Source organism: Streptomyces sp. NPDC001220 (assembly GCF_053597895.1).
Map to the genome: position 1 here is coordinate 176,403 of NZ_JBSFJE010000017.1, position 24,363 is coordinate 200,765.

At 70.7% G+C, this 24,363-nt stretch carries 16 protein-coding genes; 11 read left to right on the forward strand and 5 right to left on the reverse strand.

From position 1 onward, the window contains the following. Positions 1-24 precede the first annotated feature (24 nt). Complete coding sequence (locus tag ACWDGI_RS34880) at positions 25-1,158, reverse strand: CAP domain-containing protein (RefSeq protein ID WP_450766006.1); 1,134 nt, start codon at positions 1,156-1,158, stop codon at positions 25-27. Between the two features lie 190 nt (positions 1,159-1,348). Between ACWDGI_RS34880 and ACWDGI_RS34885 the strand changes: the two genes are divergently transcribed. From ACWDGI_RS34885 to ACWDGI_RS34900, 4 genes are all read left to right on the forward strand, one after another. Then, the gene (locus ACWDGI_RS34885; protein ID WP_089098517.1) at positions 1,349-1,630 is read left to right on the forward strand and encodes an acylphosphatase; all 282 of its coding nucleotides are present in this window, start codon (positions 1,349-1,351) and stop codon (positions 1,628-1,630) included. 381 nt (positions 1,631-2,011) lie between these two features. After that, the gene (locus tag ACWDGI_RS34890) at positions 2,012-2,215 is read left to right on the forward strand and encodes a hypothetical protein (RefSeq protein WP_360484835.1); all 204 of its coding nucleotides are present in this window, start codon (positions 2,012-2,014) and stop codon (positions 2,213-2,215) included. 270 nt (positions 2,216-2,485) lie between these two features. After that, positions 2,486-6,265 (forward strand): AAA family ATPase, encoded by a 3,780-nt coding sequence (locus tag ACWDGI_RS34895; protein WP_450766008.1) that lies wholly within the window; start codon positions 2,486-2,488, stop codon positions 6,263-6,265. 320 nt (positions 6,266-6,585) lie between these two features. Beyond that, on the forward strand, positions 6,586-8,004 hold the full coding sequence (locus ACWDGI_RS34900; RefSeq protein ID WP_450766010.1) for a sugar porter family MFS transporter: 1,419 nt from the start codon (positions 6,586-6,588) through the stop codon (positions 8,002-8,004). Between the two features lie 175 nt (positions 8,005-8,179). On the opposite strand, the gene ACWDGI_RS34905 is transcribed toward ACWDGI_RS34900, so the two are convergent. Further along, a complete protein-coding gene (locus ACWDGI_RS34905; RefSeq protein ID WP_450766012.1) occupies positions 8,180-9,151 on the reverse strand; it encodes an LLM class flavin-dependent oxidoreductase in 972 nt (323 codons plus the stop codon). 56 nt (positions 9,152-9,207) lie between these two features. Next, complete coding sequence (locus ACWDGI_RS34910) at positions 9,208-10,680, reverse strand: cytosine permease (protein ID WP_450766014.1); 1,473 nt, start codon at positions 10,678-10,680, stop codon at positions 9,208-9,210. A gap of 128 nt (positions 10,681-10,808) precedes the next feature. On the opposite strand from ACWDGI_RS34910, the gene ftsY reads away from it, so the two are divergent. Beyond that, positions 10,809-12,002 carry a signal recognition particle-docking protein FtsY gene (ftsY, locus tag ACWDGI_RS34915; RefSeq protein ID WP_450766016.1) on the forward strand — a complete coding sequence of 398 codons (1,194 nt, stop codon included), beginning with the start codon at positions 10,809-10,811 and terminating at the stop codon, positions 12,000-12,002. Positions 12,003-12,273: 271 nt separating this feature from the next. Here the strand turns inward: ftsY and ACWDGI_RS34920 are convergent, their stop codons facing one another. Further along, the gene (locus tag ACWDGI_RS34920) at positions 12,274-12,930 is read right to left on the reverse strand and encodes a bifunctional DNA primase/polymerase (RefSeq protein ID WP_450766018.1); all 657 of its coding nucleotides are present in this window, start codon (positions 12,928-12,930) and stop codon (positions 12,274-12,276) included. A gap of 456 nt (positions 12,931-13,386) precedes the next feature. Here ACWDGI_RS34920 and nsdA point away from each other — a divergent pair, with 456 nt between their 5' ends. From nsdA to ftsH, 6 genes are all read left to right on the forward strand, one after another. Continuing rightward, positions 13,387-14,871 (forward strand): transcriptional repressor NsdA, encoded by a 1,485-nt coding sequence (gene nsdA, locus ACWDGI_RS34925; RefSeq protein WP_450766020.1) that lies wholly within the window; start codon positions 13,387-13,389, stop codon positions 14,869-14,871. Between the two features lie 334 nt (positions 14,872-15,205). Continuing rightward, on the forward strand, positions 15,206-16,543 hold the full coding sequence (locus ACWDGI_RS34930) for an ammonium transporter (RefSeq protein ID WP_450766022.1): 1,338 nt from the start codon (positions 15,206-15,208) through the stop codon (positions 16,541-16,543). Continuing rightward, positions 16,540-16,878, forward strand: coding sequence for a P-II family nitrogen regulator (locus ACWDGI_RS34935; RefSeq protein ID WP_093498850.1), 339 nt, complete (start codon positions 16,540-16,542; stop codon positions 16,876-16,878). Before ACWDGI_RS34930 ends, ACWDGI_RS34935 begins: the two co-directional genes overlap by 4 nt. 35 nt (positions 16,879-16,913) lie before the next feature. Further along, entirely contained in the window at positions 16,914-19,367 is a 2,454-nt protein-coding gene (locus ACWDGI_RS34940; RefSeq protein ID WP_450766024.1) for a [protein-PII] uridylyltransferase, read from the forward strand. Between the two features lie 93 nt (positions 19,368-19,460). After that, positions 19,461-21,011 (forward strand): signal recognition particle protein, encoded by a 1,551-nt coding sequence (gene ffh, locus ACWDGI_RS34945; protein ID WP_450766026.1) that lies wholly within the window; start codon positions 19,461-19,463, stop codon positions 21,009-21,011. 140 nt (positions 21,012-21,151) lie between these two features. Then, positions 21,152-23,095, forward strand: coding sequence for an ATP-dependent zinc metalloprotease FtsH (ftsH, locus tag ACWDGI_RS34950; protein WP_450766028.1), 1,944 nt, complete (start codon positions 21,152-21,154; stop codon positions 23,093-23,095). A gap of 242 nt (positions 23,096-23,337) precedes the next feature. On the opposite strand, the gene ACWDGI_RS34955 is transcribed toward ftsH, so the two are convergent. Further along, positions 23,338-24,198: an SAM-dependent methyltransferase gene (locus tag ACWDGI_RS34955; protein WP_450766030.1), complete on the reverse strand. Its 861-nt coding sequence runs from the start codon at positions 24,196-24,198 to the stop codon at positions 23,338-23,340. Positions 24,199-24,363 lie beyond the last annotated feature (165 nt).

The window sequence follows — 24,363 nt, forward strand, 5'->3', positions numbered from 1 at the left end:
GCACCCTGGAGCGGTCGGGACGGGTCAGTAGCCGAAGTCCTGCGTCCACCAGGGGCCGCCCGAACCGAAGTGCACGCCGACCCCGAGGGTCTTGAAGTCGCAGTTCAGTATGTTGGCGCGGTGGCCCTCGCTGTTCATCCAGGCGTCCATGACGGCCTGGGCGGTGGCCTGGCCCCGGGCTATGTTCTCGCCGCCCAGGTTGGCTATGCCGGCGGCCGCGGCCCGGTCCCACGGCGTCTTGCCGTCCGGGTCGGTGTGGTCGAAGAAGTCCCGCGCGGCCATGTCCTCGCTGAACGTCTCGGCCAGCTTGGTCAGGGACGAGTTCACGGACAGCGCGCTGCAGCCGACCTTGGCCCGCTCCTCGTTCACCAGTTTGAGCACCTCGGCCTCGGCGGCGGCCGCCTCGGACACGGTGACCGGCGCGGCGGTCCTCACCGGCGCCTTGGTGGCCGACCTGGTGGGCGTGGCCGTCGCCTTCTTGGACGGCGTGGCGCTGGGCGCCGGCTTCTCGGACGCCGTCTTCGTCGGCGCGGGCGACGAGGAGGCGGAGGCCGGGGCGGAGGCGGCGGCCGTCTCCGTGGGCGAGCCGGAGCGCTGGGTGTCCCTGCTGGTCGAGGAACCGGAGTCCCGGCTCTCGGCGCTGCCGGAGGTGCCGCCCTGCTCGGCGGCCGTGTTGCTGGGAACCCCGTCGGCCTGTACCCGGTCGCCGCCGGTGGTGCTGGTGTTGCCGCCGAGCTTGTAGTTCTCCAGGCCCGGCACCACACCGGTGGCCACCGCGACGGTGCCGATGGCGACGGCGGCCGAGACGCCGAGCAGACCCGTGCGCATGGGCCGCGCGGCCTTCTTCCTGCGCCGGTGCCCGCTGCCGCCCGCCGGGGAGCCGCCGATGACCGGGGCGAACTCCTCGCTGGAGAAGACGGCCGTGTCGTCGGCCCGGGCGTAGTCCTCTTCGTTCGCGTACAGGTAGGCGGAGCTGCGCGCGTTGGCGTCGGCGTAGGCCTCCTGGTGCAGGTAGGCCGCGGTGCCCGTCCCGAAACGGAGGCCCGCGTACGAGTCCTGCGGCTCGTGGCCGCCTGTGTAGGGGCCGACGTTCTCCGTGCCCCCCGTGGCGCGGCCCGTGGCGGCGCGGCCGGCGTCGGAGCGTCGGTGGCGTCCCATGTCCTTGCCTTCTTCCCTCGTCCTCGCGGTCGGCGTCGACCAGGGGCCGGTGTGGCCAATGACTCCTTCTGGTCAACCAGACTCACTCGATCGAGTGAGTTTCAGATGAGATTCATTGGGTGGGGACGGTACCGCATGGCGGGGAGGGCGGAAGTGCTCCGAGTGACATTGGCCGGTTAGGTTGCACTCTATGAGCGAGGATGTACGACTGGTCGCCTGGGTCCGTGGACGGGTGCAGGGGGTGGGTTTCCGCTGGTTCACCCGGGCCAAGGCGCTGGAGATCGGCGGCCTGAGTGGTTTTGCTCTCAATCTGGGCGACGGTCGCGTGCAGGTGGTCGCGGAGGGCTCCCGGACGGGCTGCGAAGGCCTGCTCGACTGGCTCCAGGGCGATGACACGCCCGGGCGGGTGGAGGGTGTCACCGAGATCTGGGACACACCCCGCGGCGGTTACGACGGCTTCGCCATCCGCTGACCCGTCGTGCGAAGACCCGCAGGCAGAAGCGGAGCGAACTGCCACCGGCATGTGCCCACAGCAGGAATGGCCTGGTGGTTGCCAATAATCGCTTGTCGTGGCAGGCTCCGCGCATAAGGATGATCGCCACCCTCCGAGGGCCCCGCTGGAGACGCAGCGCCGCCGGTCCTGAGCCGCGCGCGCCCGGGTTCGCCCGCCAATACAGGGCGTGATCGTGTTGACCGTCAAACTTTTTGGTGAGACGCTGAAAGCCCCGCGCACCTTAGCTGTTTGGCATGGAGCAACAGGCGAGTAACACTCGGATGTGTCAAGCACCGCGGGTGCGATCCCTCACGACCCACACCGCTACGGTCGGTCACTCAGTGTGGAGGACCATCCATCATGGCAAAGGCGCTTCTCGGTTACGTCGGCGGCTCCGACCCGCGACTCCTCGCCGAGATGCGACGGCTCCAGCAGCGTGTCCAGGACCTCGAATCCGAGCTCGGACGGATTCAGGCCGAGAACGACGCGCTGACGGCTGCCGCTTCTCCCGACAGGATCATGGAGAGCATCGACGCAAACCAGGCGGAGCCTGCGCTCACCTGATCGCTGCATCGCTCCACAACAGCACATGCAACGGTTGGGCAGCCCTTTCAACCGCTAAGTTGTCAAGATCTGCAAGGGACGCCCCGGCGTCCCTTCTTTTCTTTCCCGTCCCTCTGGCCTGCCCCCGCGCCCCCGCGCCCGGCACCTTCCAGCCCCGCGCATCCTTTCACCTTCTTTAACGTCTGGTGTGCCCTGCATGTTCATGCGCGAAACCGCGAGGTTGCGAGGGGTCGTGGAGTGCGCTAGCGCCGCCGGGTAAAGTCCGACGGCGTGCATCTCAAGGCCCTGACCCTTCGCGGGTTCAAGTCGTTCGCCTCGGCGACCACGCTCCGGTTCGAGCCGGGGATCACGTGTGTCGTCGGTCCGAACGGCTCGGGCAAGTCCAACGTCGTGGACGCGCTCACCTGGGTCATGGGTGAGCACAGCGCCAAGTCGCTGCGCGGCGGCAAGATGGAGGACGTCATCTTCGCCGGCACCACCGGCCGCCCGCCGCTGGGCCGCGCCGAGGTGTCCCTGACCATCGACAACTCCGACGGCGCGCTGCCCATCGAGTACGCCGAGGTCACCATCACGCGGATCATGTTCCGCAACGGCGGCAGCGAGTACCAGATCAACGGCGACACGTGTCGCCTCCTCGACATCCAGGAACTGCTCTCCGACTCCGGCATCGGCCGCGAGATGCACGTCATCGTCGGCCAGGGCCAGCTGGACTCCGTCCTGCACGCCGACCCGATGGGCCGCCGGGCCTTCATCGAAGAGGCGGCCGGTGTACTGAAACACCGCAAGCGCAAGGAGAAGGCCCTCCGCAAGCTGGACGCCATGCAGGCCAACCTCGCGCGCGTGCAGGACCTGACCGACGAGTTGCGGCGCCAGCTGAAGCCGCTGGGCCGCCAGGCGGCGGTGGCCCGCCGGGCCGCCGTCATCCAGGCGGACCTGCGCGACGCGCGCCTGCGCCTGCTCGCCGACGACCTCGTACGACTGCGCCAGGCGCTGCAGAGCGAGATCGCCGACGAGGCCGCCCTCAAGGAACGCAAGGAAGCCGCCGAGCAGGAGCTGAAGAAGGCACTCCAGCGCGAGGCGCTCCTGGAGGACGAGGTACGCCGGCTCACGCCGCGCCTGCAGCGCGCCCAGCAGACCTGGTACGAACTCTCCCAGCTCGCCGAACGTGTCCGCGGCACCATCTCGCTGGCCGACGCCCGGGTGAAGAGCGCCACCTCCACGCCCCCCGAGGAGCGGCGCGGCCGCGACCCCGAGGACATGGAGCGCGAGGCCCACCGCATCCGTGAGCAGGAGGCCGAGCTGGAGGCGGCCCTGGAGGCGGCCCAGCACGCCCTCGACGACACCGTCGCGCACCGTGCCGAACTGGAGCGCGAACTGGCCCAGGAGGAACGGCGCCTGAAGGACGTGGCCCGTTCCATCGCCGACCGCCGGGAGAGCCTGGCCCGGCTGAACGGCCAGGTCAACGCGGCGCGTTCGCGGGCCGGCTCGGCCCAGGCGGAGATCGACCGGCTGGCCGCGGCCCGTGACGAGGCCCAGGAGCGGGCGGTCTCGGCGCAGGAGGAGTACGAGGCGCTCAAGGCGGAGGTCGACGGCCTCGACGCGGGTGACGAGGAACTGGCCGGCCGGCACGAGCAGGCCAGGCTGCGGCTCGCCGAGGCGGAGGCGGCCCTGACGGCGGCCCGCGAGGCGACCACCGCGGCGGAGCGCAGTCGCGCCGCCACCCAGGCCCGCCGCGAGGCGCTGGCGCTCGGCCTGCGCCGCAAGGACGGCACCGGCATACTGCTCGGTGCCCGGGACCGCCTCACCGGAGTCCTGGGCCCGGCGGCGGAACTGCTGACGGTGACTCCGGGCCACGAGGTCGCCCTGGCCGCGGCCTTCGGTACGGCGGCCGACGCCGTCGCGGTGACGACCCCGACCTCGGCGGCCGACGCGATCCGCCTCCTCCGCAAACAGGACGGCGGCCGGGCAGCCCTGCTCCTCTCGGGCGCTCCTGAACTGCCCCGGTCCGAGGCGCCCCGAGCGGACGCGTCCCCAAGGGTCGCGGGGAACGGCGCGCCGAGCCACGACGGCGCGGCAGCCGACCGATGGGCGCCCGCCGCCCTGGAGGGGGCTGCCGAGGGAGCCGACGCGGGCTGGACGTCCCCAAGGGGCGCGGGGAACGGCGCGCCGAGCCACGACGGGTCCGCACCCGACCCACGACCCCTCCCGGCACCCCCCTCCCCGGCGCCCCCTTCCCCGGCACCCCCCTCCGGGACCCCCGCCGCCGAACTCGTCCGTGGCCCCGCCGACCTGATGCCCGCCGTCCGCCGCCTCCTGCACGGCATCGTCGTGGTCGACACCCTCGAAGCCGCCGAGGAACTCGTCTACCGCCGGCCCCACCTCACCGCCGTCACCGCCGAAGGCGACCTCCTCGGCGCGCACTTCGCGCACGGCGGCTCCGCGGGCGCCCCCAGCCTCCTCGAAGTACAGGCCTCCGTCGACGAGGCCGCCGCCGAACTCGAGGAACTGGCGGTCCGCTGCGAGGCACTGGCCGAGGCCCAGCAGGCCGCCCAGGAACACCGCAAGGCGTGCACCGCACAGGTCGAGGAGCTGGCCGAACGCCGCCGCGCCGCCGACCGGGAGAAGTCGGCCGTCGCCCAGCAGCTCGGCCGGCTCGCCGGACAGGCGCGCGGCGCGGCCGGTGAGGCGGAACGTTCCACGGCGGCGGCCGCCCGCGCCCAGGAGTCCCTCGACAAGGCCCTGGAAGAGGTCGAGGTACTGGCCGAGCGGCTCGCCGTGGCCGAGGAGATGCCGGTCGAGGAGGAGCCGGACACCTCGGTGCGCGATCGTCTCGCCGCCGACGGTGCCAACGCCCGCCAGACCGAGATGGAGGCCCGCCTCCAGGTCCGTACCCACGAGGAGCGGGTGAAGGGCCTCGCCGGCCGCGCCGACTCCCTCGACCGCGCCGCCCGCGCGGAACGCGAGGCACGCGCGCGTGCGGAACAGCGCCGGGCCCGGCTGCGCCACGAGGCCGCGGTCGCGGAGGCCGTCGCCGCCGGCGCCCGTCAACTGCTCGCGCATGTCGAGGTGTCGGTGGGCCGGGCCGACCGGGAGCGGTCCGCCGCCGAGGCCGCGAAGGCCCGGCGCGAGCAGGAGCTGACCGCCGCCCGCAGCACCGGCCGGGACCTCAAGGCGGAACTCGACAAACTCACGGATTCAGTTCACCGGGGCGAGGTACTCGGCGCCGAGAAGCGGCTGCGGATCGAGCAGCTGGAGACCAAGGCGCTGGAGGAGCTCGGTGTCGAACCGACCGGACTCGTCGAGGAGTACGGACCGCACCAGCCGGTGCCGCCCTCGCCCCCCGCCGAGGGCGAGGTGCTGCCGGACGACCCCGAGCACCCGCGCAACCAGCCCAAGTCCTTCCACCGGGCCGAACAGGAACGGCGCCTCAAGGCGGCCGAGCGGGCCTACCAGCAGCTCGGCAAGGTCAACCCGCTCGCCCTGGAGGAGTTCGCGGCTCTTGAGGAACGTCACAAGTTCCTCAGCGAGCAGCTGGAGGACCTGAAGAAGACCCGCGCCGACCTGCTTCAAGTGGTGAAGGAGGTCGACGAACGCGTCGAGCAGGTCTTCACGGAGGCGTTCCGGGACACGGCCCGCGAGTTCGAGGGCGTCTTCAGCCGTCTCTTCCCGGGCGGCGAGGGACGGCTGATCCTGACCGACCCCGACAACATGCTCACCACGGGCGTGGACGTCGAGGCCCGGCCGCCGGGCAAGAAGGTCAAGCGGCTCTCCCTGCTGTCGGGTGGCGAGCGTTCGCTGACCGCCGTGGCGATGCTGGTGTCGATCTTCAAGGCGCGGCCCAGCCCGTTCTACGTCATGGACGAGGTCGAGGCGGCCCTGGACGACACCAACCTCCAGCGGCTGATCCGGATCATGCAGGAGCTCCAGGAGTCGTCGCAGCTGATCGTGATCACGCACCAGAAGCGCACGATGGAGGTCGCCGACGCGCTCTACGGCGTCTCCATGCAGGGCGACGGTGTGTCGAAGGTCATCAGCCAGCGGTTGCGCTGACGCTCGGTCCTGGCCGACGGTTCCGGGTGCGGCGCCGTTGAGGCTGGTCCCGCCCCGTGGCGGAGCCGCGAATCGATACAGCCCCGCGCCACTTCGGGCACGTCACCTTCGCGTCTTCTTCAAGAAGTGAACGCATCTTCGGTGTGTGGTATCTGCAACTTCACACCTCACCTGGTATTGACTTCGAAACTTGAAGGCATAGTCTCTGCAACGTTGCTTTTACCTTCAGGTGTGAGCGGTGTGAAGTTGTGCGCCACTTGAATCTGAGAGGGCTCACCCCCACCCCCGGCAGCGCTGCCGGGTGGCCCGAGGAGTTTTTTGTGACCAGCACTGCGCAGGCACCCAATTCAGGAGCCGGGACGGCTCACCCCGATCATCTCGGGCATGTCATCTTCATCGCGGCGGCCGCCGCGATGGGCGGGTTCCTCTTCGGCTACGACAGCTCCGTCATCAACGGTGCCGTCGAGGCCATCCGGAGCCGCTATGACATCGGATCCGCCGCCCTGGCCCAGGTCATCGCCATCGCCCTGATCGGCTGTGCCATCGGTGCCGCGACCGCCGGGCGGATAGCCGACCGGATCGGCCGTATCCGCTGCATGCAGATCGCCGCCGTGCTGTTCACCATCAGTGCCGTCGGTTCGGCGCTGCCCTTCGCCCTGTGGGACCTCGCCTTCTGGCGGATCATCGGCGGCTTCGCCATCGGTATGGCCTCCGTGATCGGTCCCGCCTACATCGCCGAGGTCGCCCCGCCCGCCTACCGAGGCCGCCTCGGTTCCTTCCAGCAGGCCGCGATCGTCGTCGGTATCGCCATCTCGCAGCTGGTCAACTGGGGTCTGCTCAACGCCGCCGGCGGCAATCAGCGCGGCAAGCTGATGGGCCTGGAGGCCTGGCAGGTCATGCTGGGCGTCATGGTGATCCCGGCCGTCCTGTACGGCCTGCTCTCCTTCGCCATCCCCGAGTCCCCGCGCTTCCTGCTCTCCGTCGGCAAGCGCGACCGCGCCCGCGAGATCCTCGAAGAGGTCGAGGGCGACAAGATCGACCTGGACGCCCGCGTCGCCGAGATCGAGCACGCGATGAAGAGCGAGCACAAGTCGACGTTCAAGGACCTGCTCGGCGGCTCCTTCTTCTTCAAGCCGATCGTCTGGGTCGGTATCGGTCTCTCGGTCTTCCAGCAGTTCGTCGGCATCAACGTCGCGTTCTACTACTCCTCGACGCTGTGGCAGTCGGTCGGTGTGGACCCGACGGACTCGTTCTTCTACTCCTTCACGACGTCGATCATCAACATCATCGGCACCGTGATCGCGATGATCTTCGTGGACCGGATCGGCCGCAAGCCGCTGGCCCTCATCGGCTCGGTCGGCATGGTCGTCGGCCTCGCCCTGGAGGCCTGGGCCTTCTCCTACCACCTGGTCGACGGCAAGCTCCCGGCCGCGCAGGGCTGGACCGCGCTGGTCGCCGCGCACATCTTCGTCCTCTTCTTCGCCCTTTCCTGGGGCGTGGTGGTCTGGGTCTTCCTCGGCGAGATGTTCCCGAACAGGATCCGCGCCGCCGCGCTGGGCGTGGCCGCCTCCGCACAGTGGATCGCCAACTGGGCCATCACCGCGAGCTTCCCGTCGCTGGCCGACTGGAACCTCTCCGCGACCTACGTGATCTACACGGTCTTCGCGGCCCTCTCCATCCCGTTCGTCCTCAAGTACGTCAAGGAGACGAAGGGCAAGTCCCTGGAGGAGATGGGCTGACCTTCGTCACGAGGCCCCCGACTCGAGGAGAAGGGCCAAGTCCCCGCTGCCCCTCTCCTCGTACCCTCCGTCGCCCCGCCCGGTCACTGCCCGGGCGGGGCGACGGTTCATGGTTCGCCTGTCACTCGATCCGCGGCACCCCTGTCCTCCGCCTACGAGGACAGCGCCCTTCCGCCTACGCCGGCAGTGCCGGAAGCACGGCCTCTCCGAAGAGGCGTAGGCTGCGCCAGCCCTCGTCCACCGGCATGCCGCCCGCCAGGGGGTGCAGCACGAGGTTGTCCAGGCCGGCCGCCACGCACTCCTCCGGCGTGAGAATGCGGTAGACGCCCTCCGCGCGGAGTTCCTCCACCGTCGTGGCCGACGAACGCACCGCCGAGTGGATGTCCCCCGACTGCCAGGACGCGTACGTCCGGGCCTCGTGCAGGAAGTGCTGCCCGTACCGCGCCCATGCCCGGTCCGGGTCCTCGGCGATGTGCAGCAGCGGCGTCTCCGCCGTCGGCATCATCGTCCAGCCCTCCGTGCCGTACTCGGTGAGCTTCTCCTTGTAGTACGCCTCCAGCTCCGGCAGATGCGCGCTGGGGAAGAACGGCAGGCCGAGCCGGGCGGCCCGGCGGGCGGCGGCCTTGGAGGAGCCGCCGACCAGCAGCAGCGGGTGCGGATCGGTGAAGGGACGCGGTGTGACCCGTACCGTACGGCCCCGGTACGCGAACTCCTCCCCGGTCCACGCCTTGAGCACCGTCTCCAGCACCTCGTCCTGCAGCCGCCCCCGCCGCTTCCACTCCACGTCGAACAGGGCGTACTCCTCCGGCCGGTAGCCGATCCCGGCCACCGTCACCAGCCGCCCCCCGCTGAGCAGGTCGAGGACCGCGATGTCCTCCGCCAGTCGCAGCGGGTCGTGCAGCGGGCCGATCACCGCCGAGACGGTCACCGCGATGTTCCGCGTCGCCCCGAACACCGCGCCCGCGAAGGCGAACGGCGACGGCAGCCAGTTGTTGTCGACCCCGTGGTGTTCCTCGGTCTGGACCGTGGTGACCCCGTGCTCGTCGGCGTACCCGGCCATCTCCACGGCCGCCCGGTAACGGGCGCCCAGGGAGGCGGAGTCGGCCCCGGGCTCGACGAGGTTGAAGCGAACGACCGAGACGGGCATGGGAGTTCCCCTTCACCTTGGCCGGGCGGTGTGCGGGGACATTAGCTGACGGTACGTCAGACAGCCAGAGGCGTGCGCTCGCCGGCCGCCGCCGGTACCACCGCCGGCTTCGGCAGCACCGCGTACAGCAGCCCCGAGACGACGATCGTCGCGATCCAGCCCAGCCCGTACCGGCCGACCGGGTTGTCCGCCGCGAACGGGCCGGTGAACCAGTCGGACCTGGTGAACAGGGACCCGGCCAGCAGGCCGAGCGCCCAGGCCGTGACGGCGGCGGGGGAGAAGCCCGCCCGGTACCAGTAGGCACTGGTGCGGCTGGTGTCGAGGAGTGCCGTGGCGTCGTACTCCCGGCGCCGGAGCATGTCGATCCCGAACACGCCCACCCATGCCGAGAACGCCACCGCCAGCAGGGACAGGAAGGCGATGAACGAGCCCATGAACGAGGTCGCCGCCAGCATCAGCACCCCGCCGAGGACCAGCGAGATCGCCGCGTTGACGGAGACCGCCCAGTGGCGGGGGAGCCGGAAGCCGAGCGTCTGCGCGGTGAAGCCCGCCGAGTACATCGACATCGCGTTGATCAGGAGCATGCCGACCAGGGCGATGAGCAGATAGGGGACCGCGAGCCACAGAGGGAGGATCTCGCCGAGGAAGGAGACCGGGTCGCTCGCCTTGGCCAGGTCCGGAGTGCCGGACGCCACCACCGCACCCATCAGGACCATGGGGAGGACGACGATCACGGCGCCGCCGACCGTGTTGCGTACGATCGCCGCAGAGGACGCCGTACCCGGCAGGTACCGCGTGAAGTCCGGCGAGGCCGGCGCCCAGCTCATCCCGCCCGCCGCGATCAGCCCGACTCCGGTGATCATCGCCGCCGTGGGACCGGCGGGCTGCCCGAGCACCCTGCTCCAGTCCGTCACCACGATCAGGCGGCCGAGGACCAGCAGGGTGAAGGCGCCGAACAGCCAGGTCGCCCACCGGTTGCAGCGCTGCACCGCCCTGATGCCCATGCCCGAGATCACGAACGTGGTGATCACGAAGAGCAGCAGGGTGACGATGATCAGGGCGGTGTTGCTCCTGATCCCGAAGAGGATGTCCAGGACCGTCAGCAGCGCATAGGCGCCGGTCACCGCGTTGATCGTCTCCCAGCCCCAGCGTGCCACCCAGATCAGCGCGCCGGGCAGCAGATTGCCGCGCTGTCCGAAGACCGCGCGGGACAGGGCCATGCCCGGTGCGCCACCCCGTTTGCCCGCGATGCCGACCAGCCCGACCAGGCCGTACGACACGATCGGCGCGGTGGCGCCGACCGTCAGGGCCTGCCAGAAGTTGAGTCCGAACGAGACCGCCAGGCTCGCGCCCACGGTGAGCAGCAGGACGCTGATGTTGGCGGCGATCCAGGTGGGGAGCAGTCCGCGGGGTGTCGCGGTGCGCTCGGAGTCGGGGACCGGTTCGAGGCCCCGGGTTTCGAGGCCGTGTTGCTCCAGCGACTCTTCCAGATGTTCGAGGGCGCCATCGTGGTGGGCGGTGGTGCTCATGAGCAGTCATCGTACTTTAGTCTGACGAATACCCCCAAAGTGGGCATCGTGATTCGGAGGATCGTCCGGAAACTCCCTCGCGAGGGAACAAAGTCGTGCCCGGGGGAGGGATGGATACTGGACGGGTTATGGAAACCGTCATCCTTGCTGTAGTCATCGCCGTGGTCGTGCTCGGCGCGCTCGGCGGGCTGGTCATCGGCAGCCGGCGCAAGAAGTCGCTGCCCCCGCCGCCCCCCTCCGCACCCGACATCACCGCGCCCCCGGCCGAGCCGCACGTCGGCGACGAGGCCGAGACGCCGCGCGACGAACCGCGCCGGACGATAGAGGAGGTCGACCTTCCCGACGGCTCGGCTCCCGTCGTCGTCGAAGAGCCCCCGGCTCCCGAGATCGAGATCCCCGAACCCACGGCCGGCCGTCTGGTCCGGCTGCGCACCCGGCTCTCCCGATCCCAGAACGCGCTCGGCAAGGGGCTGCTCACGCTGCTCTCGCGCGAGCACCTCGACGACGACACCTGGGAGGAGATCGAGGACATCCTGCTCACCGCCGACGTCGGGGTGCAGCCCACCACCGAGCTGGTCGAACAACTGCGCGAGCGCGTCAAGGTGCTCGGTACCCGCACGCCCGAGGAGCTGCGCGGCCTGCTGCGCGAGGAACTGCTCAAGCTGGTCGGCACCGATGCCGACCGCGTGGTGAAGACCGAGCCTGCCGACCGCAAGCCCGGCATCGTGATGGTCGTCGGCGTGAACGGCACCGGCAAGACCACCACCACCGGCAAGCTCGCGCGCGTGCTCGTCGCCGACGGCCGTACGGTCGTCCTCGGCGCCGCCGACACCTTCCGCGCCGCCGCCGCCGACCAGCTCCAGACCTGGGGTGAGCGGGTGGGCGCCTACACCGTGCGCGGGCCGGAGGGCGGCGACCCCGCCTCCGTCGCCTTCGACGCGGTGAAGGAGGGCAAGGAGATGGGGGTGGATGTCGTACTGATCGACACCGCCGGGCGTCTTCATACCAAGACCGGGCTCATGGACGAGCTCGGCAAGGTCAAGCGGGTCGTCGAGAAGCACGCCCCGCTGGACGAGGTGCTGCTCGTCCTGGACGCCACCACCGGCCAGAACGGCCTGGTCCAGGCCCGGGTGTTCGCCGAGGTCGTCGACATCTCCGGCATCGTGCTGACCAAGCTGGACGGCACCGCCAAGGGCGGCATCGTGATCGCGGTCCAGCGCGAACTCGGCGTACCCGTCAAGCTCATCGGCCTCGGCGAGGGTGCGGACGACCTGGCACCGTTCGAGCCGGAGGCGTTCGTGGATGCCCTTATCGGTGACTGACCCCAGCCGGGTGGATTCACCCGCCGCTGTCGCGAGAACCTTCGTGAGCCTTCGTGAGAAGCGCCCGATCCCCAAGGTGCAGCCGGGGACGGGCGCTTCGGCGTATGAGGAGCCCCCTGCGGCCAAGCGGGTCGGGTGAAGCCTGCTGTTGGTCGGCAGCGCGGCGAAGGGGCGGGGGCTGTATCGATATGCGGGTCCGCCGCGTGGGCGCGACCGGCCACCACGCCGCCGTGGTGAACGACGGCGCGTCGCGGCAATGCCGGCGGAGCGCTCAGGCCCGCGACCGGTGTGCCACGTACGCCAGTGTCCCCAGCAGCAACCTCGCCGCCGGTGGCTTCGTCGCCGAGTCCAGGGCCGGCGGCCGCAGCCAGCGGACCGGGCCCAGGCCGCCCCGGTCGGACGGCGGCGCGGTGATGTGCGTACCCGGGCCGAGACCGCGCAGGTCCAGGGAGGTCGGGTCGTCCCAGCCCATGCGGTAGAGCACTTCGGGGAGTTCGGCGGCGGCACCGGGGGCGACGAAGAAGTGCGCGCGGCCCTCGGGGGTGGCGCTCACCGGGCCGAGCGGCAGCCCCATGCGCTCCAGGCGGACCAGGGCGCGGCGCCCGGCGGGTTCGGCGACCTCGATCACGTCGAACGCACGGCCGACCGGCAGCATCACCGCCGCGCCCGGGAACTCGCCCCAGGCCTTGGTGACTTCGTCGAGCGTGGCCCCGGCGGACACCTGGGGCGCGAAGTCCAGCGGATGCGCTCCCGGCGCGGGACAGTCGGTGTGCCCGCACGAGCACGCGCCGGCCGCGGCCCGGGCCCCCGGGACCACGTCCCAGCCCCATAGGCCGGTGAACTCGGCGACGGTGGTGCAATCCGATGAACGACCGCGCCGGCGTGTACCGGAGCGGATCTCGCGAATGCCGCCGATCGTGAAGCCCATGCCCCCTCCAACGGGTCCGGCGCGCCGGTGGTTACGACACGGAACGAGACGGAAACGGAACGTGACGCCAGGACTCCGCCTTCCCTCGTGCCCGCAAGGTCAAGGCGGCGCCTGGAAGTGCTACCGGTGGTGCACCTGGGACTGTGCGCCCCCGAGTGCACCGCTCCGCCTACTCCCGGCCGTCCTATGTCAAGTGAATCGCGCCGGGGCCATCGTGAGTTCATTCGAAGGGGTGGCGAATGGTGGCGTTTCCGGGATCGCCATGGCTGGAGCAGTGATCGTAGGATTACTTTGAGTGCACGAGGCCTGGGGGCACATGCACTCGTGGGTATGCCGGAGGCAACTCGGTATCCCGTTCGAAGGGTGAGAACTGCGGGCGGGCGGCCGTATTTACCGGCATTCTGATAGGGCTTGGCGCATCCGGCAACAAGTGGTCTCAGGGATGGGGGCGTTCCAGTGGGCGGCAACGGCGGAAGCGGGACGACCGCGGCCAGTACGGACAAGCGCCCCAATGAGCTGCTCAACTCGTGGTTCGTGCGCAGTGGCTGGTCCAAGGGCGAGCTGGCGCGGCAAGTGAACCGCAGGGCACGCCAGTTGGGGGCCAACCACATCTCGACCGACACGTCGAGGGTGCGCCGCTGGCTCGACGGGGAGAACCCGCGCGAGCCGATCCCGAGGATCCTCTCCGAGCTGTTCTCCGAGCGCTTCGGCTGTGTCGTCTCGGTCGAGGACCTCGGTCTGCGGGCCGCCCGCCAGTCACCCTCGGCGACCGGCGTCGACCTGCCCTGGACGGGCCCGCAGACGGTGGCCCTGCTCAGCGAGTTCTCGCGCAGCGACCTGATGCTGGCGCGGCGCGGCTTCCTCGGAACCTCGCTGATCCTGTCGGCGGGCCCGTCCCTCATCGAGCCCATGCAGCGCTGGCTCGTCCCCTCACCCACCGCCCTGTCGCAGGCCTCCGAGTCGGCGGCCGACTCCCGGCGCCCGGGCCGCCTCTCCAGGCCCGAGCTCGAGCTCCTGGAGTCCACCACGGTGATGTTCCGTCAGTGGGACGCCCAGTGCGGCGGCGGCCTGCGCCGCAAGGCGGTCGTCGGCCAGCTGCACGAGGTCACCGACCTGCTCCAGGAACCCCAGCCCGAGACCACCACCCGCAAGCTCTTCCAGGTCGCCGCCGAACTGGCCGAACTGGCCGGCTGGATGTCGTACGACGTCGGGCTCCAGCCCACCGCCCAGAAGTACTTCGTGCTCGCCCTGCACGCGGCCAAGGAGGCCGGCGACAAGCCGCTGGGCTCGTACATCCTCTCCAGCATGAGCCGCCAGATGATCCACCTCGGCCGGCCCGACGACGCTCTGGAGCTGATCCACCTCGCCCAGTACGGCAGCCGGGACTGCGCGAGCCCGCGCACCCAGTCGATGCTGTATGCGATGGAGGCCCGCGCCTACGCCAACATGGGCCAGCCCGGGAAGTGCAAGCGCGCGGTCCGGATGGCCGAGGACACCTTCGCCGAGGCCGACGAGTGGGACGAGCCGGACCCGGACTGGATCCGCTTCTTCTCCGAGGCCGAGCTCTACGGCGAGAACAGCCACTCCTTCCGCGACCTGGCCTACGTCGCCGGCCGCAGCCCCACCTACGCCTCCCTGGCCGAGCCCCTGATGCAGCGGGCCGTGGAGCTGTTCGCCAAGGACTCCGAGCACCAGCGGTCGTACGCACTGAACCTCATCGGCATGGCCACCGTGCACCTGCTGCGGGGCGAGCCCGAGCAGAGCACGGTTCTGGCCTCCGAGGCCATGGGCATCGCCAAGAAGGTCCGCTCGGAGCGCGTGAACACTCGTATTCGAAAGACGGTGGACGCGGCCGTCCGTGACCACGGCGATCTCGCCGCGGTCGTCGACCTCACCGAACAGCTCGCCGTCGACCTGCCGGAGACCGCCGAGGCGGTCTGAACCCCGGCCCACCCCAGACCCCGGCCGCGGCCGGCCCTCCCGAACTGCCCGACTCGGCTCCCCCATGCCAGGTCATCGGAAGGCCGCCGCGGCCGGTTCTCTCCGTCCGGGAGAAGGTTGCGCCACGATAACGATCCCGCAGCCCGGCATCTCGCAGTTCATCGACGCGTAACACGCAGGGCGTCTTCGTCACTCCGGCGAAACAACGAGGGGCAACGACCGAAACCGCGCTGCGCCAATCTCATGGCGCATAACCGGCCCACCCCCCGCTTGACCGGACCGCTCTCAGGCATCGCCCGCACCCAGGGCCGTACCAATCGACGAGGAGACGCCGATGGCACCAGCCATCATGCTTGCCGCGGAGGCACCCAAGCTGTCCTCCGCGAACACAGGCTTCATGCTCATCTGTTCCGCCCTGGTCCTGCTCATGACGCCGGGACTCGCCTTCTTCTACGGAGGCATGGTCCGCGTCAAGAGCACGCTGAACATGCTGATGATGAGCTTCGTCAGCATCGGGATCGTCACCATCCTGTGGGTCCTCTACGGCTTCTCCCTTGCCTTCGGCTCCAGCAACGGCTTCATCGGCTTCAACTCCGACTGGCTGGGCATGAGCAACGTCGGCCTGACGGAGCTCTGGGACGGCTACACGATCCCGATCTTCGTCTTCATGGTCTTCCAGATGATGTTCGCGGTCATCACGCCGGCCCTGATAAGCGGCGCCATCGCGGACCGCGTCAAGTTCTCGGCCTGGGCGCTCTTCGTCGCCCTGTGGCTCACGATCGTCTACGTCCCGGTCGCCCACTGGGTCTGGGGTGCCGACGGCTGGGCCTACAAGCTCGGTGTGATCGACTTCGCCGGTGGTACCGCGGTCCACATCAACGCCGGTGCCGGCGCCCTCGGCGTGATCCTGGTCATCGGCAAGCGGGTCGGCTTCAAGAAGGACCCGATGCGCCCGCACAGCCTCCCGCTGGTCATGCTCGGCGCCGGTCTGCTGTGGTTCGGCTGGTTCGGCTTCAACGCGGGCTCGTGGCTCGGCAACGACGACGGCGTCGGCGCGCTGATGTTCGTCAACACGCAGGTCGCCACCGCCGCCGCCATGCTGGCCTGGCTCGCCTACGAGAAGATCCGCCACGGCGCGTTCACCACGCTGGGCGCCGCCTCCGGCGCGGTCGCCGGTCTGGTCGCGATCACCCCGTCCGGTGGTGCGGTCTCCCCGCTCGGCGCGATCGCCGTCGGCGCCATCGCCGGTGTCGCCTGTGCCGCGGCCGTCGGACTGAAGTTCAAGTTCGGCTACGACGACTCCCTGGACGTCGTCGGCGTCCACATGGTCGGCGGCATCATCGGCTCCCTGCTCATCGGCTTCTTCGCCACCGGCAAGGGCCAGTCCGCCGCGACCGGCGTCTTCTACGGCGACCACTCCTTCACCCAGCTGTGGAAGCAGTTCGCCGGTGTCGGCGCGGTCCTCGCCTACTCCCTGGTGGCCTCCGCGGTCCTCGCCTTCCTCCTCGACAAGACCATCGGCATGCGGGTCTCCGAGGACGACGAGGTCTCCGGCATCGACCAGGCGGAGCACGCCGAGACTGCATACGACTTCAGCGGGGCGGGCGGCGGTGTCGTCGGCACCGTCTCCGCCGCGGCCCTGGCCGGCTCGAGCAAGAAGGTGGACGCATGAAGCTCATCACCGCCGTCGTGAAGCCCCACCGGCTCGACGAGATCAAGGAAGCCCTGCAGGCCTTCGGCGTCCACGGCCTCACGGTCACCGAGGCCAGCGGCTACGGTCGGCAGCGCGGCCACACCGAGGTCTACCGTGGTGCCGAGTACACGGTCGACCTGGTGCCCAAGATCCGCATCGAGGTGCTGGCCGAGGACGAGGACGCCGAGCAGCTGATCGACGTCATCGTCAAGGCCGCCCGCACCGGCAAGATCGGTGACGGCAAGGTCTGGTCCCTCCCGGTCGAGACCGCCGTTCGGGTCCGTACGGGTGAGCGCGGACCGGACGCACTGTAGAACAGAACCATCTGAATACAGGCAGGAGTCGCTGGGTGACGGGCACGGAAGTTCGGAACGACGCAGAGAACACGGGACCCAGCGGCTACGCGGCGGCCCGGCTGCGCCTCCTCACCGAGGGGGCGCGGTCCGGGCCGTCGCGCCGTACCGCCCTCGCCGAACTCACGGACGGCTGGCTGACCGGCCTGTTCGCGGCGGCCACCGAGGGCATCAGGGGCGGCGTCTCCCTGGTCGCCGTCGGTGGCTACGGCCGCGGCGAGCTCTCACCACGCAGCGACCTGGACCTCCTGCTGCTGCACGACGGCGCCGACTCCGGCGCGGTGGCCGCCGTCGCCGACCGGCTCTGGTACCCCGTCTGGGACCTGGGCCTGGCCCTCGACCACTCCGTACGCACGCCCGCCGAGGCCCGCAAGACCGCCGGTGAGGACCTCAAGGTCCAGCTGGGCCTGCTCGACGCCCGCCACATCGCCGGTGACCTGGGCCTGACCTCCGGACTGCGCACCGCGATCCTCGCCGACTGGCGCAACCAGGCGCCCAAGCGCCTGCCCGAACTCCAGGAGCTCTGCGTCGAGCGCGCCGAACGCCAGGGCGAGCTGCAGTACCTCCTGGAGCCGGACCTGAAGGAGGCACGCGGCGGCCTGCGGGACGCCACCGCGCTGCGCGCCGTCGCCGCCTCCTGGCTGGCCGACGCCCCGCGCGAGGGCCTCGCCGACGCCCGCCGGCGCCTGCTCGACGTCCGTGACGCCCTGCACCTCACGACGGGGCGCGCGACCGACCGCCTCGCGCTCCAGGAGCAGGACCAGGTGGCGGCCGAGCTGGACCTCCTCGACGCCGACACCCTGCTGCGCCAGGTCTACGAGTCCGCGCGGGTCATCTCGTACGCCAGCGATGTCACCTGGCGTGAAGTGGGGCGCGTGCTGCGTTCGCGCGCCGTGCGGCCGCGGCTGCGCGCCATGCTGGGCGGCGGCAAGCCGGTCGCCGAGCGCTCCCCGCTCGCGGAAGGGGTGGTGGAGCAGGACGGCGAGGTGGTGCTCGCCCGCGCCGCGCGCCCCGAACGCGACCCCGTGCTCCCGTTGCGCGCCGCGGCCGCCGCCGCGCAGGCCGGCCTCCCGCTCTCCCTGCACGCCGTCCGGCGCATGGCCGCCACCGCGCGCCCCCTGCCCACGCCCTGGCCCGCCGAGGCGCGTGAGCAGCTGGTCACGCTCCTCGGTTCCGGCCGCCCGACCGTCGACGTCTGGGAGGCGCTGGAGGCGGAGGGCCTGATCACCCGGCTGCTGCCCGACTGGGAGCGGGTCCGCTGCCGGCCGCAGCGCAACGCGGTGCACATCTGGACCGTCGACCGGCACCTCATCGAGACCGCCGTCCGCGCCTCCGAGTTCGCCCGCCGTGTCCACCGCCCCGACCTGCTCCTGGTCGCCGCGCTGCTGCACGACATCGGCAAGGGCTGGCCGGGGGACCACTCGGTGGCCGGCGAGATCATCGCCAAGGACGTGGCGGCCAGGATCGGCTTCGACCGCACGGACGTGGCGGTCCTGTCGACTCTCGTACGACACCACCTGCTGCTCATCGAGACCGCCACCCGGCGCGACCTGGAGGACCCGGCCACGGTCCGGCTGGTCGCCGAGGCGGTCGGCAGCCAGGGCACCCTGGAACTGCTGCACGCCCTCACCGAGGCCGACGCGCTGGCCACCGGCCCGGCCGCCTGGTCGTCCTGGCGGGGCTCGCTCGTCGCCGACCTGGTCAAGCGGGTCTCGGCGGTCCTCGCCGGGGACAGCGCCGACGAGCCCGAGCCCGGCGCGCCCACGGCCGAACAGGAGCGGCTGGCCATCGAGGCCTTCCGCACCGGCGGCCCGGTGCTGTCGCTGCGGGCCCAGACCGAACCGGCGGCGGAGGACGAGCCGTCCGGCGACCCCGAGCCGCTCGGTGTGGAACTGATCATCGCCGTACCGGACCAGCCCGGCGTCCTCCCGGCCGTCTCCGGCGTCCTGGCCATGCACCGCCTCGCCGTCCGCACCGCCGAGCTGCGCTCCCTCGAGCTGCCCGACGACGTCGACGACGGCACCGTCCTGCTCCTGGACTGGCGCGTCGCCGCCGAGTACGGCTCGCTGCCCCAGGCGGCCCGCCTCCGCGCCGACCTGGTCCGTGCCCTGGACGGCTCCCTGGACATCGCCGGACGCCTCGCGGAGCGGGACGCGGCCTACCCGAGGCGCCGCGGCTGGGTGGCCCCGCCGCCGCGCGTGACGGTGGCCTCGGCGGCCTCCCGGCACGCCACGGTGATCGAGGCACGCGCCCAGGACGCACCCGGGCTGCTGTTCCGGATCGGGCGGGCGCTGGAGGACGCCGGGGTACGGGTACGCAGCGCGCATGTCAGTACGCTCGGGTCGAACGTCGTCGACGCCTTCTACGTGACCGGCGCCGACCACGCGCCGCTGCCCGCGGAGGAGGCGAGCTCGGTGGCGCGCAAGCTGGAGGAGACGCTGAGGGCCTGACCGGACGGTTGTGCAAGGCGGGGACCACTTCCTTGCGCGGCCGGATACCCTGGAAGACGCTCACCGCCCCCGACTCCGAGGACCGACGCCGCCGTGTTCGACACTCTCTCCGATCGCCTTTCAGCGACCTTCAAGAATCTGCGCGGCAAAGGGCGTCTGAGCGAAGCGGACATCGACGCCACGGCCCGCGAGATCCGCATCGCGCTTCTCGAAGCCGACGTGGCCCTCCCGGTCGTCCGCACGTTCATCAAGAACGTCAAGGAGCGCTCGCTCGGCGCCGAGGTCTCCAAGGCGCTCAACCCGGCCCAGCAGGTCCTGAAGATCGTCAACGATGAGCTGGTCACGATCCTCGGCGGCGAGACGCGCCGGCTGCGGTTCGCCAAGCAGCCGCCCACGGTGATCATGCTGGCCGGTCTCCAGGGTGCCGGTAAGACCACCCTCGCGGGCAAGCTCGCCCACTGGCTCAAGGAGCAGGGCCACTCCCCGCTGCTCGTCGCCGCCGACCTCCAGCGCCCCAACGCCGTCAACCAGCTGAGCGTGGTCGCCGAGCGCGCCGGTGCCGCCGTCTACGCGCCCGAGCCGGGCAACGGCGTCGGCGACCCGGTCAAGGTCGCCAAGGACTCCATCGACTTCGCGAAGTCCAAGGTCCACGACATCGTGATCGTGGACACCGCCGGCCGGCTCGGTATCGACCAGGAGCTGATGCAGCAGGCGGCCGACATCCGGGACGCGGTCAGCCCCGACGAGATCCTCTTCGTCGTCGACGCGATGATCGGCCAGGACGCCGTCACCACCGCCGAGGCCTTCCGCGACGGCGTCGGCTTCGACGGTGTCGTCCTCTCCAAGCTCGACGGTGACGCCCGCGGTGGTGCCGCGCTCTCCATCCGTCAGGTCACCGGCAAGCCGATCATGTTCGCCTCGAACGGCGAGAAGCTCGACGACTTCGACGCCTTCCACCCGGACCGGATGGCTTCCCGCATCCTCGACATGGGTGACCTGCTCACCCTGATCGAGCAGGCGGAGAAGACGTTCAGCCAGGAAGAGGCCGAGAAGATGGCCTCCAAGCTGGCGTCCAAGAAGGGCCAGGACTTCACCCTGGACGACTTCCTGGCCCAGATGGAGCAGGTCAGGAAGATGGGCAGCATCAGCAAGCTGCTCGGTCTGCTGCCCGGCATGGGCCAGATCAAGGACCAGATCAACAACCTGGACGAGCGGGACGTCGACCGCACCGCCGCGATCATCAAGTCGATGACCCCGGGCGAGCGCCAGGACCCCACGATCATCAACGGCTCCCGCCGCGCCCGTATCGCCAAGGGCTCCGGTGTCGAGGTCAGCGCGGTCAAGGGACTCGTCGAGCGGTTCTTCGAGGCCCGCAAGATGATGTCCCGCATGGCCCAGGGCGGCGGCATGCCGGGCATGCCGGGGATCCCGGGCATGGGCGGCGGCCCCGGCCGGGCCAAGAAGCAGCCGAAGAAGGCCAAGGGCAAGCAGCGCTCCGGCAACCCGATGAAGCGCAAGCAGCAGGAGCTGGAGGATGCCCAGCGCCGCGAGGCGGCCGCTCAGGGCGGCAACGCCTTCGGGGTGCCGCAGCAGGGCGCCCAGGACTTCGAGCTGCCGGACGAGTTCAAGAAGTTCATGGGCTGACGTTCCATGGCCTGAAGTTCATGGCCTGAAGTTCATGGGCTGAAGTTCATGGGCTGAAGTTCATGGGAGTTCAAGGGCCGAGTTCACCTGCGTTCACCTGTGCGCGTGCCAGGGGTTGGTCGGTGTCGTACCTTCCGCATATGACCAACCCCGCGCCGCCGCGCAAGTCGCCCGACCAGCCCTGGCGTACCGAGGGTGCCCCCGAGGAGCCGCCGAAGCCGCCGTCCGGCGGGCCGAGGATGCGCGGCGGCTGGTGGCGGTTGATCATGACCGCTCTGGTGGTCTACCTGCTGGCCAACCTGGTGCTGTCGTACTTCGACCAGGCCAACGAGCCGACGATCTCGTACACCGAGTTCAGCAAGCAGGTCAACGACGGCAACGTCGACAAGATCTACGCCAAGGGCGACTCGATCCAGGGGCAGCTCAAGAAGGAGCAGAAGAACCCCGAGGGCGGTGGGAACTACACCAAGTTCAACACCGAGCGGCCGTCCTTCGCCGACGACGCCCTGTGGGCGAACCTGACCAAGCACAACGTCACGGTCACCGCCGCTCCGGTGGTCCAGCACCGCAGTTTCCTCGCCAACCTGCTGATCTCGCTGGCGCCGATCATCATCCTGGTCGCGGTGTGGGTCTTCATCGCCCGCCGGATGAGCGCGGGTCTCGGCGGCGCGGGCGGCATGCTGGGCCGCAAGGCGCCGCCCAAGCCGGTCGAACTGGAGCCGGGACAGCAGCGGACCACCTTCGAGGACGTGGCCGGCATCGACGAGGTCGAGGGCGAGCTCAACGACGTCGTCGACTTCCTGAAGAATCCCGACGCCTACCGCCGGATGGGCGCCAAGATGCCGCGCGGTGTGCTGCTGGCCGGCCCGCCCGGCACCGGCAAGACCCTGCTCGCGCGGGCCGTGGCCGGCGAGGCGGGGGTGCCGTTCTTCTCGGCCTCGGCCTCCGAGTTCATCGAGATGATCGTGGGCGTCGGCGCGTCACGCGTGCGCGAACTGTTCGCGGAGGCCCGCAAGGTCGCCCCCTCCATCATCTTCATCGACGAGATCGACACCATCGGCCGGGCCCGCGGCGGCGGTGCCTCCATGGGCGGACACGACGAGCGCGAGCAGACCCTGAACCAGATCCTCACCGAGATGGACGGCTTCTCCGGCTCCGAGGGCGTCATCGTCATCGCGGCCACCAACCGCGCCGACATCCTCGACCCCGCGCTCACCCGCCCCGGCCGGTTCGACCGGGTGGTCCAGGTCTCGCCCCCGGACCGCACCGGCCGCGAGGCCATCCTGGAGATCCACACCCGCGAGATCCCGCTCGCCCCGGACGTCGACCTCGCCCAGGTCGCCCGTACCACCCCGGGCATGACCGGTGCCGAACTGGCCAACCTCGCCAACGAGGCCGCTCTGCTCGCCGTCAAGCGCCAGCAGGACAGCGTGACCCAGTCGGACCTCTCGGAGGCCTTGGAAAAGGTCCAGCTCGGCGCCGAACGGCCACTGGTGATGCCCGAGGAGGAACGCAGGCGCACCGCCTACCACGAGAGCGGGCACGCCCTGCTCGGCATGCTGCAGCCCGGCGCCGACCCGGTCCGCAAGATCACCATCGTGCCGCGCGGCCGCGCCCTCGGCGTCACCCTGTCGACGCCGGACGCGGACAAGTACGCGTACACCGAGGAGTACCTGCGCGGCCGGATCATCGGCGCGCTCGGCGGAATGGCCGCCGAGCAGGTCGTCTACGACGTGATCACCACCGGTTCGGAGAGCGACCTGGAGCAGGTCACCAACATCGCGCGCGGGATGGTCTCCCGCTGGGGCATGAGCGAGGAGGTCGGCCGCCTCTCCGCGCTCCCGAACGACGCCCAGCAGGCCTACGGACTCGCCGCCGCGCCGCAGACCCTGGACGCGATCGACACCGAGATGCGCCGGATCGTCGACGAGTGCTACGAGGAGGCCCGCCGCCAACTCCGCGACCACCGCGACCAGCTGGACGCACTGGCCCAGGCCCTGCTCGAGCGCGAAACACTGGAGGAGGCGGACGCCTACCGGATCGCGGGGATCACCCGCCTGACCAAGGACCTCGACGAGACCTGACCGCCCCGAATCCGACCACCCCGAGTCCGAGCGCCCCGAATCCGACCGCCCCGAGTCCGAGCGCCCCGAAGGGGCGCGGGGCTGTACCGGTATGCGGCTCCGCCGCGCGGGCGCGACCAGCCACATCGGCGCCGCAGACAAATGACGGCCAGCCCAGCGGAGCGAACCGGCGGAGCGAACCGGCGGAGCGAACCGGCGGAGCGAACCGGCGGAGCGAACCGGCGGTGCGAACCGGCAGAGCGTCAGCGCACGCGGGCGATCAGGTACCGGAAGACGTTCGGCATCCACACCGTGCCGTCGGGGCGCTGGTGCGGATGGAGCGCCTCGGTCAGCTCCTTGTCGACCTGCTCCTGGTCGGTCGCCGCGATCGCCGCGTCGAACAGCCCGGTCGACAGCAGTCCGCGTACGGCGCTGTCGGCGTCGGCGTAGCCGAAGGGGCAGGAGACCCGACCGGACCCGTCCATCCGCAGCCCGGCCCGCTGGGCGACCTCCTCCAGGTCGTCGCGGCACGCCGGCCGCCAACTGCCCGCGCTGCGCAAAGGATCGGCCAACTTCGCGGCCACCCGCAGGACGGACGAGGTCGCACAGCGCTCCGGCGGCCCCCAGCCGACCAGCACCACGGCCGCCCCGCGCTCCGCCGACGGCGTCGCCTCGGTGAGCAGTCCACCGAGCCCTTCGGCGTCGCCGGCCAGGCAGCCGATCGGGTCGAAGGCAGTGATCAGGTTGTAGGCCGGTGCCTGCGCGTCCGCCGCGTCCGCCGGCCCGCCCTCGACCACCCGGGCGGCACGGCCACGCGCGCGTGCCCCGAGGGCCGGCTCGGGCTGCAGGCGCTCACGGGCGAGGGCGAGGCGTTCGGGGGAGGAGTCGACACCGGTCACCACGGCCCCTCTGGCCGCCGCCATCAACAGGGCGAGACCGGAACCGCAGCGCAGGCCGAGCAGCCGGGTGGCGGGGCCCACTTCGAGTCGCTCGTGGACGGTCTCGTAGAGCGGGACCAGCATCCGCTCCTGGATCTCTGACCAGTCACGCGCGCGTGCGCCCAGGTTCACGCGGGGTGCGGAGTCCGCGTGAGACGGGTGATGCCGCACGAGCGTAGGTGTCATAGGTAAGCGCCCCAATCCGCCGAGAGTTACGCACTGACCGATTCCGTGGTCCCCGTGTCGTGCGCTCGCACTTCCCACGTATGCCAGGTAACTCCGGGCTCGCGGTGGCGTCCAGAGGTCGCGGGTACCGGCTTGTAGGTGGAATGTGACTGTGGCGAGATTTCA

Coding starts and splice junctions, on each gene's coding strand:
- ACWDGI_RS34880 (WP_450766006.1), bottom strand. CDS start 1,158: ATGGGACGCCACCGACGCTCCGACGCCGGCCGCGCCGCCACGGGCCGC.
- ACWDGI_RS34885 (WP_089098517.1), top strand. CDS start 1,349: ATGAGCGAGGATGTACGACTGGTCGCCTGGGTCCGTGGACGGGTGCAG.
- ACWDGI_RS34890 (WP_360484835.1), top strand. CDS start 2,012: ATGGCAAAGGCGCTTCTCGGTTACGTCGGCGGCTCCGACCCGCGACTC.
- ACWDGI_RS34905 (WP_450766012.1), bottom strand. CDS start 9,151: ATGCCCGTCTCGGTCGTTCGCTTCAACCTCGTCGAGCCCGGGGCCGAC.
- ACWDGI_RS34910 (WP_450766014.1), bottom strand. CDS start 10,680: ATGAGCACCACCGCCCACCACGATGGCGCCCTCGAACATCTGGAAGAG.
- ftsY (WP_450766016.1), top strand. CDS start 10,809: ATGGAAACCGTCATCCTTGCTGTAGTCATCGCCGTGGTCGTGCTCGGC.
- ACWDGI_RS34920 (WP_450766018.1), bottom strand. CDS start 12,930: ATGGGCTTCACGATCGGCGGCATTCGCGAGATCCGCTCCGGTACACGC.
- ACWDGI_RS34930 (WP_450766022.1), top strand. CDS start 15,206: ATGGCACCAGCCATCATGCTTGCCGCGGAGGCACCCAAGCTGTCCTCC.
- ACWDGI_RS34935 (WP_093498850.1), top strand. CDS start 16,540: ATGAAGCTCATCACCGCCGTCGTGAAGCCCCACCGGCTCGACGAGATC.
- ftsH (WP_450766028.1), top strand. CDS start 21,152: ATGACCAACCCCGCGCCGCCGCGCAAGTCGCCCGACCAGCCCTGGCGT.
- ACWDGI_RS34955 (WP_450766030.1), bottom strand. CDS start 24,198: ATGACACCTACGCTCGTGCGGCATCACCCGTCTCACGCGGACTCCGCA.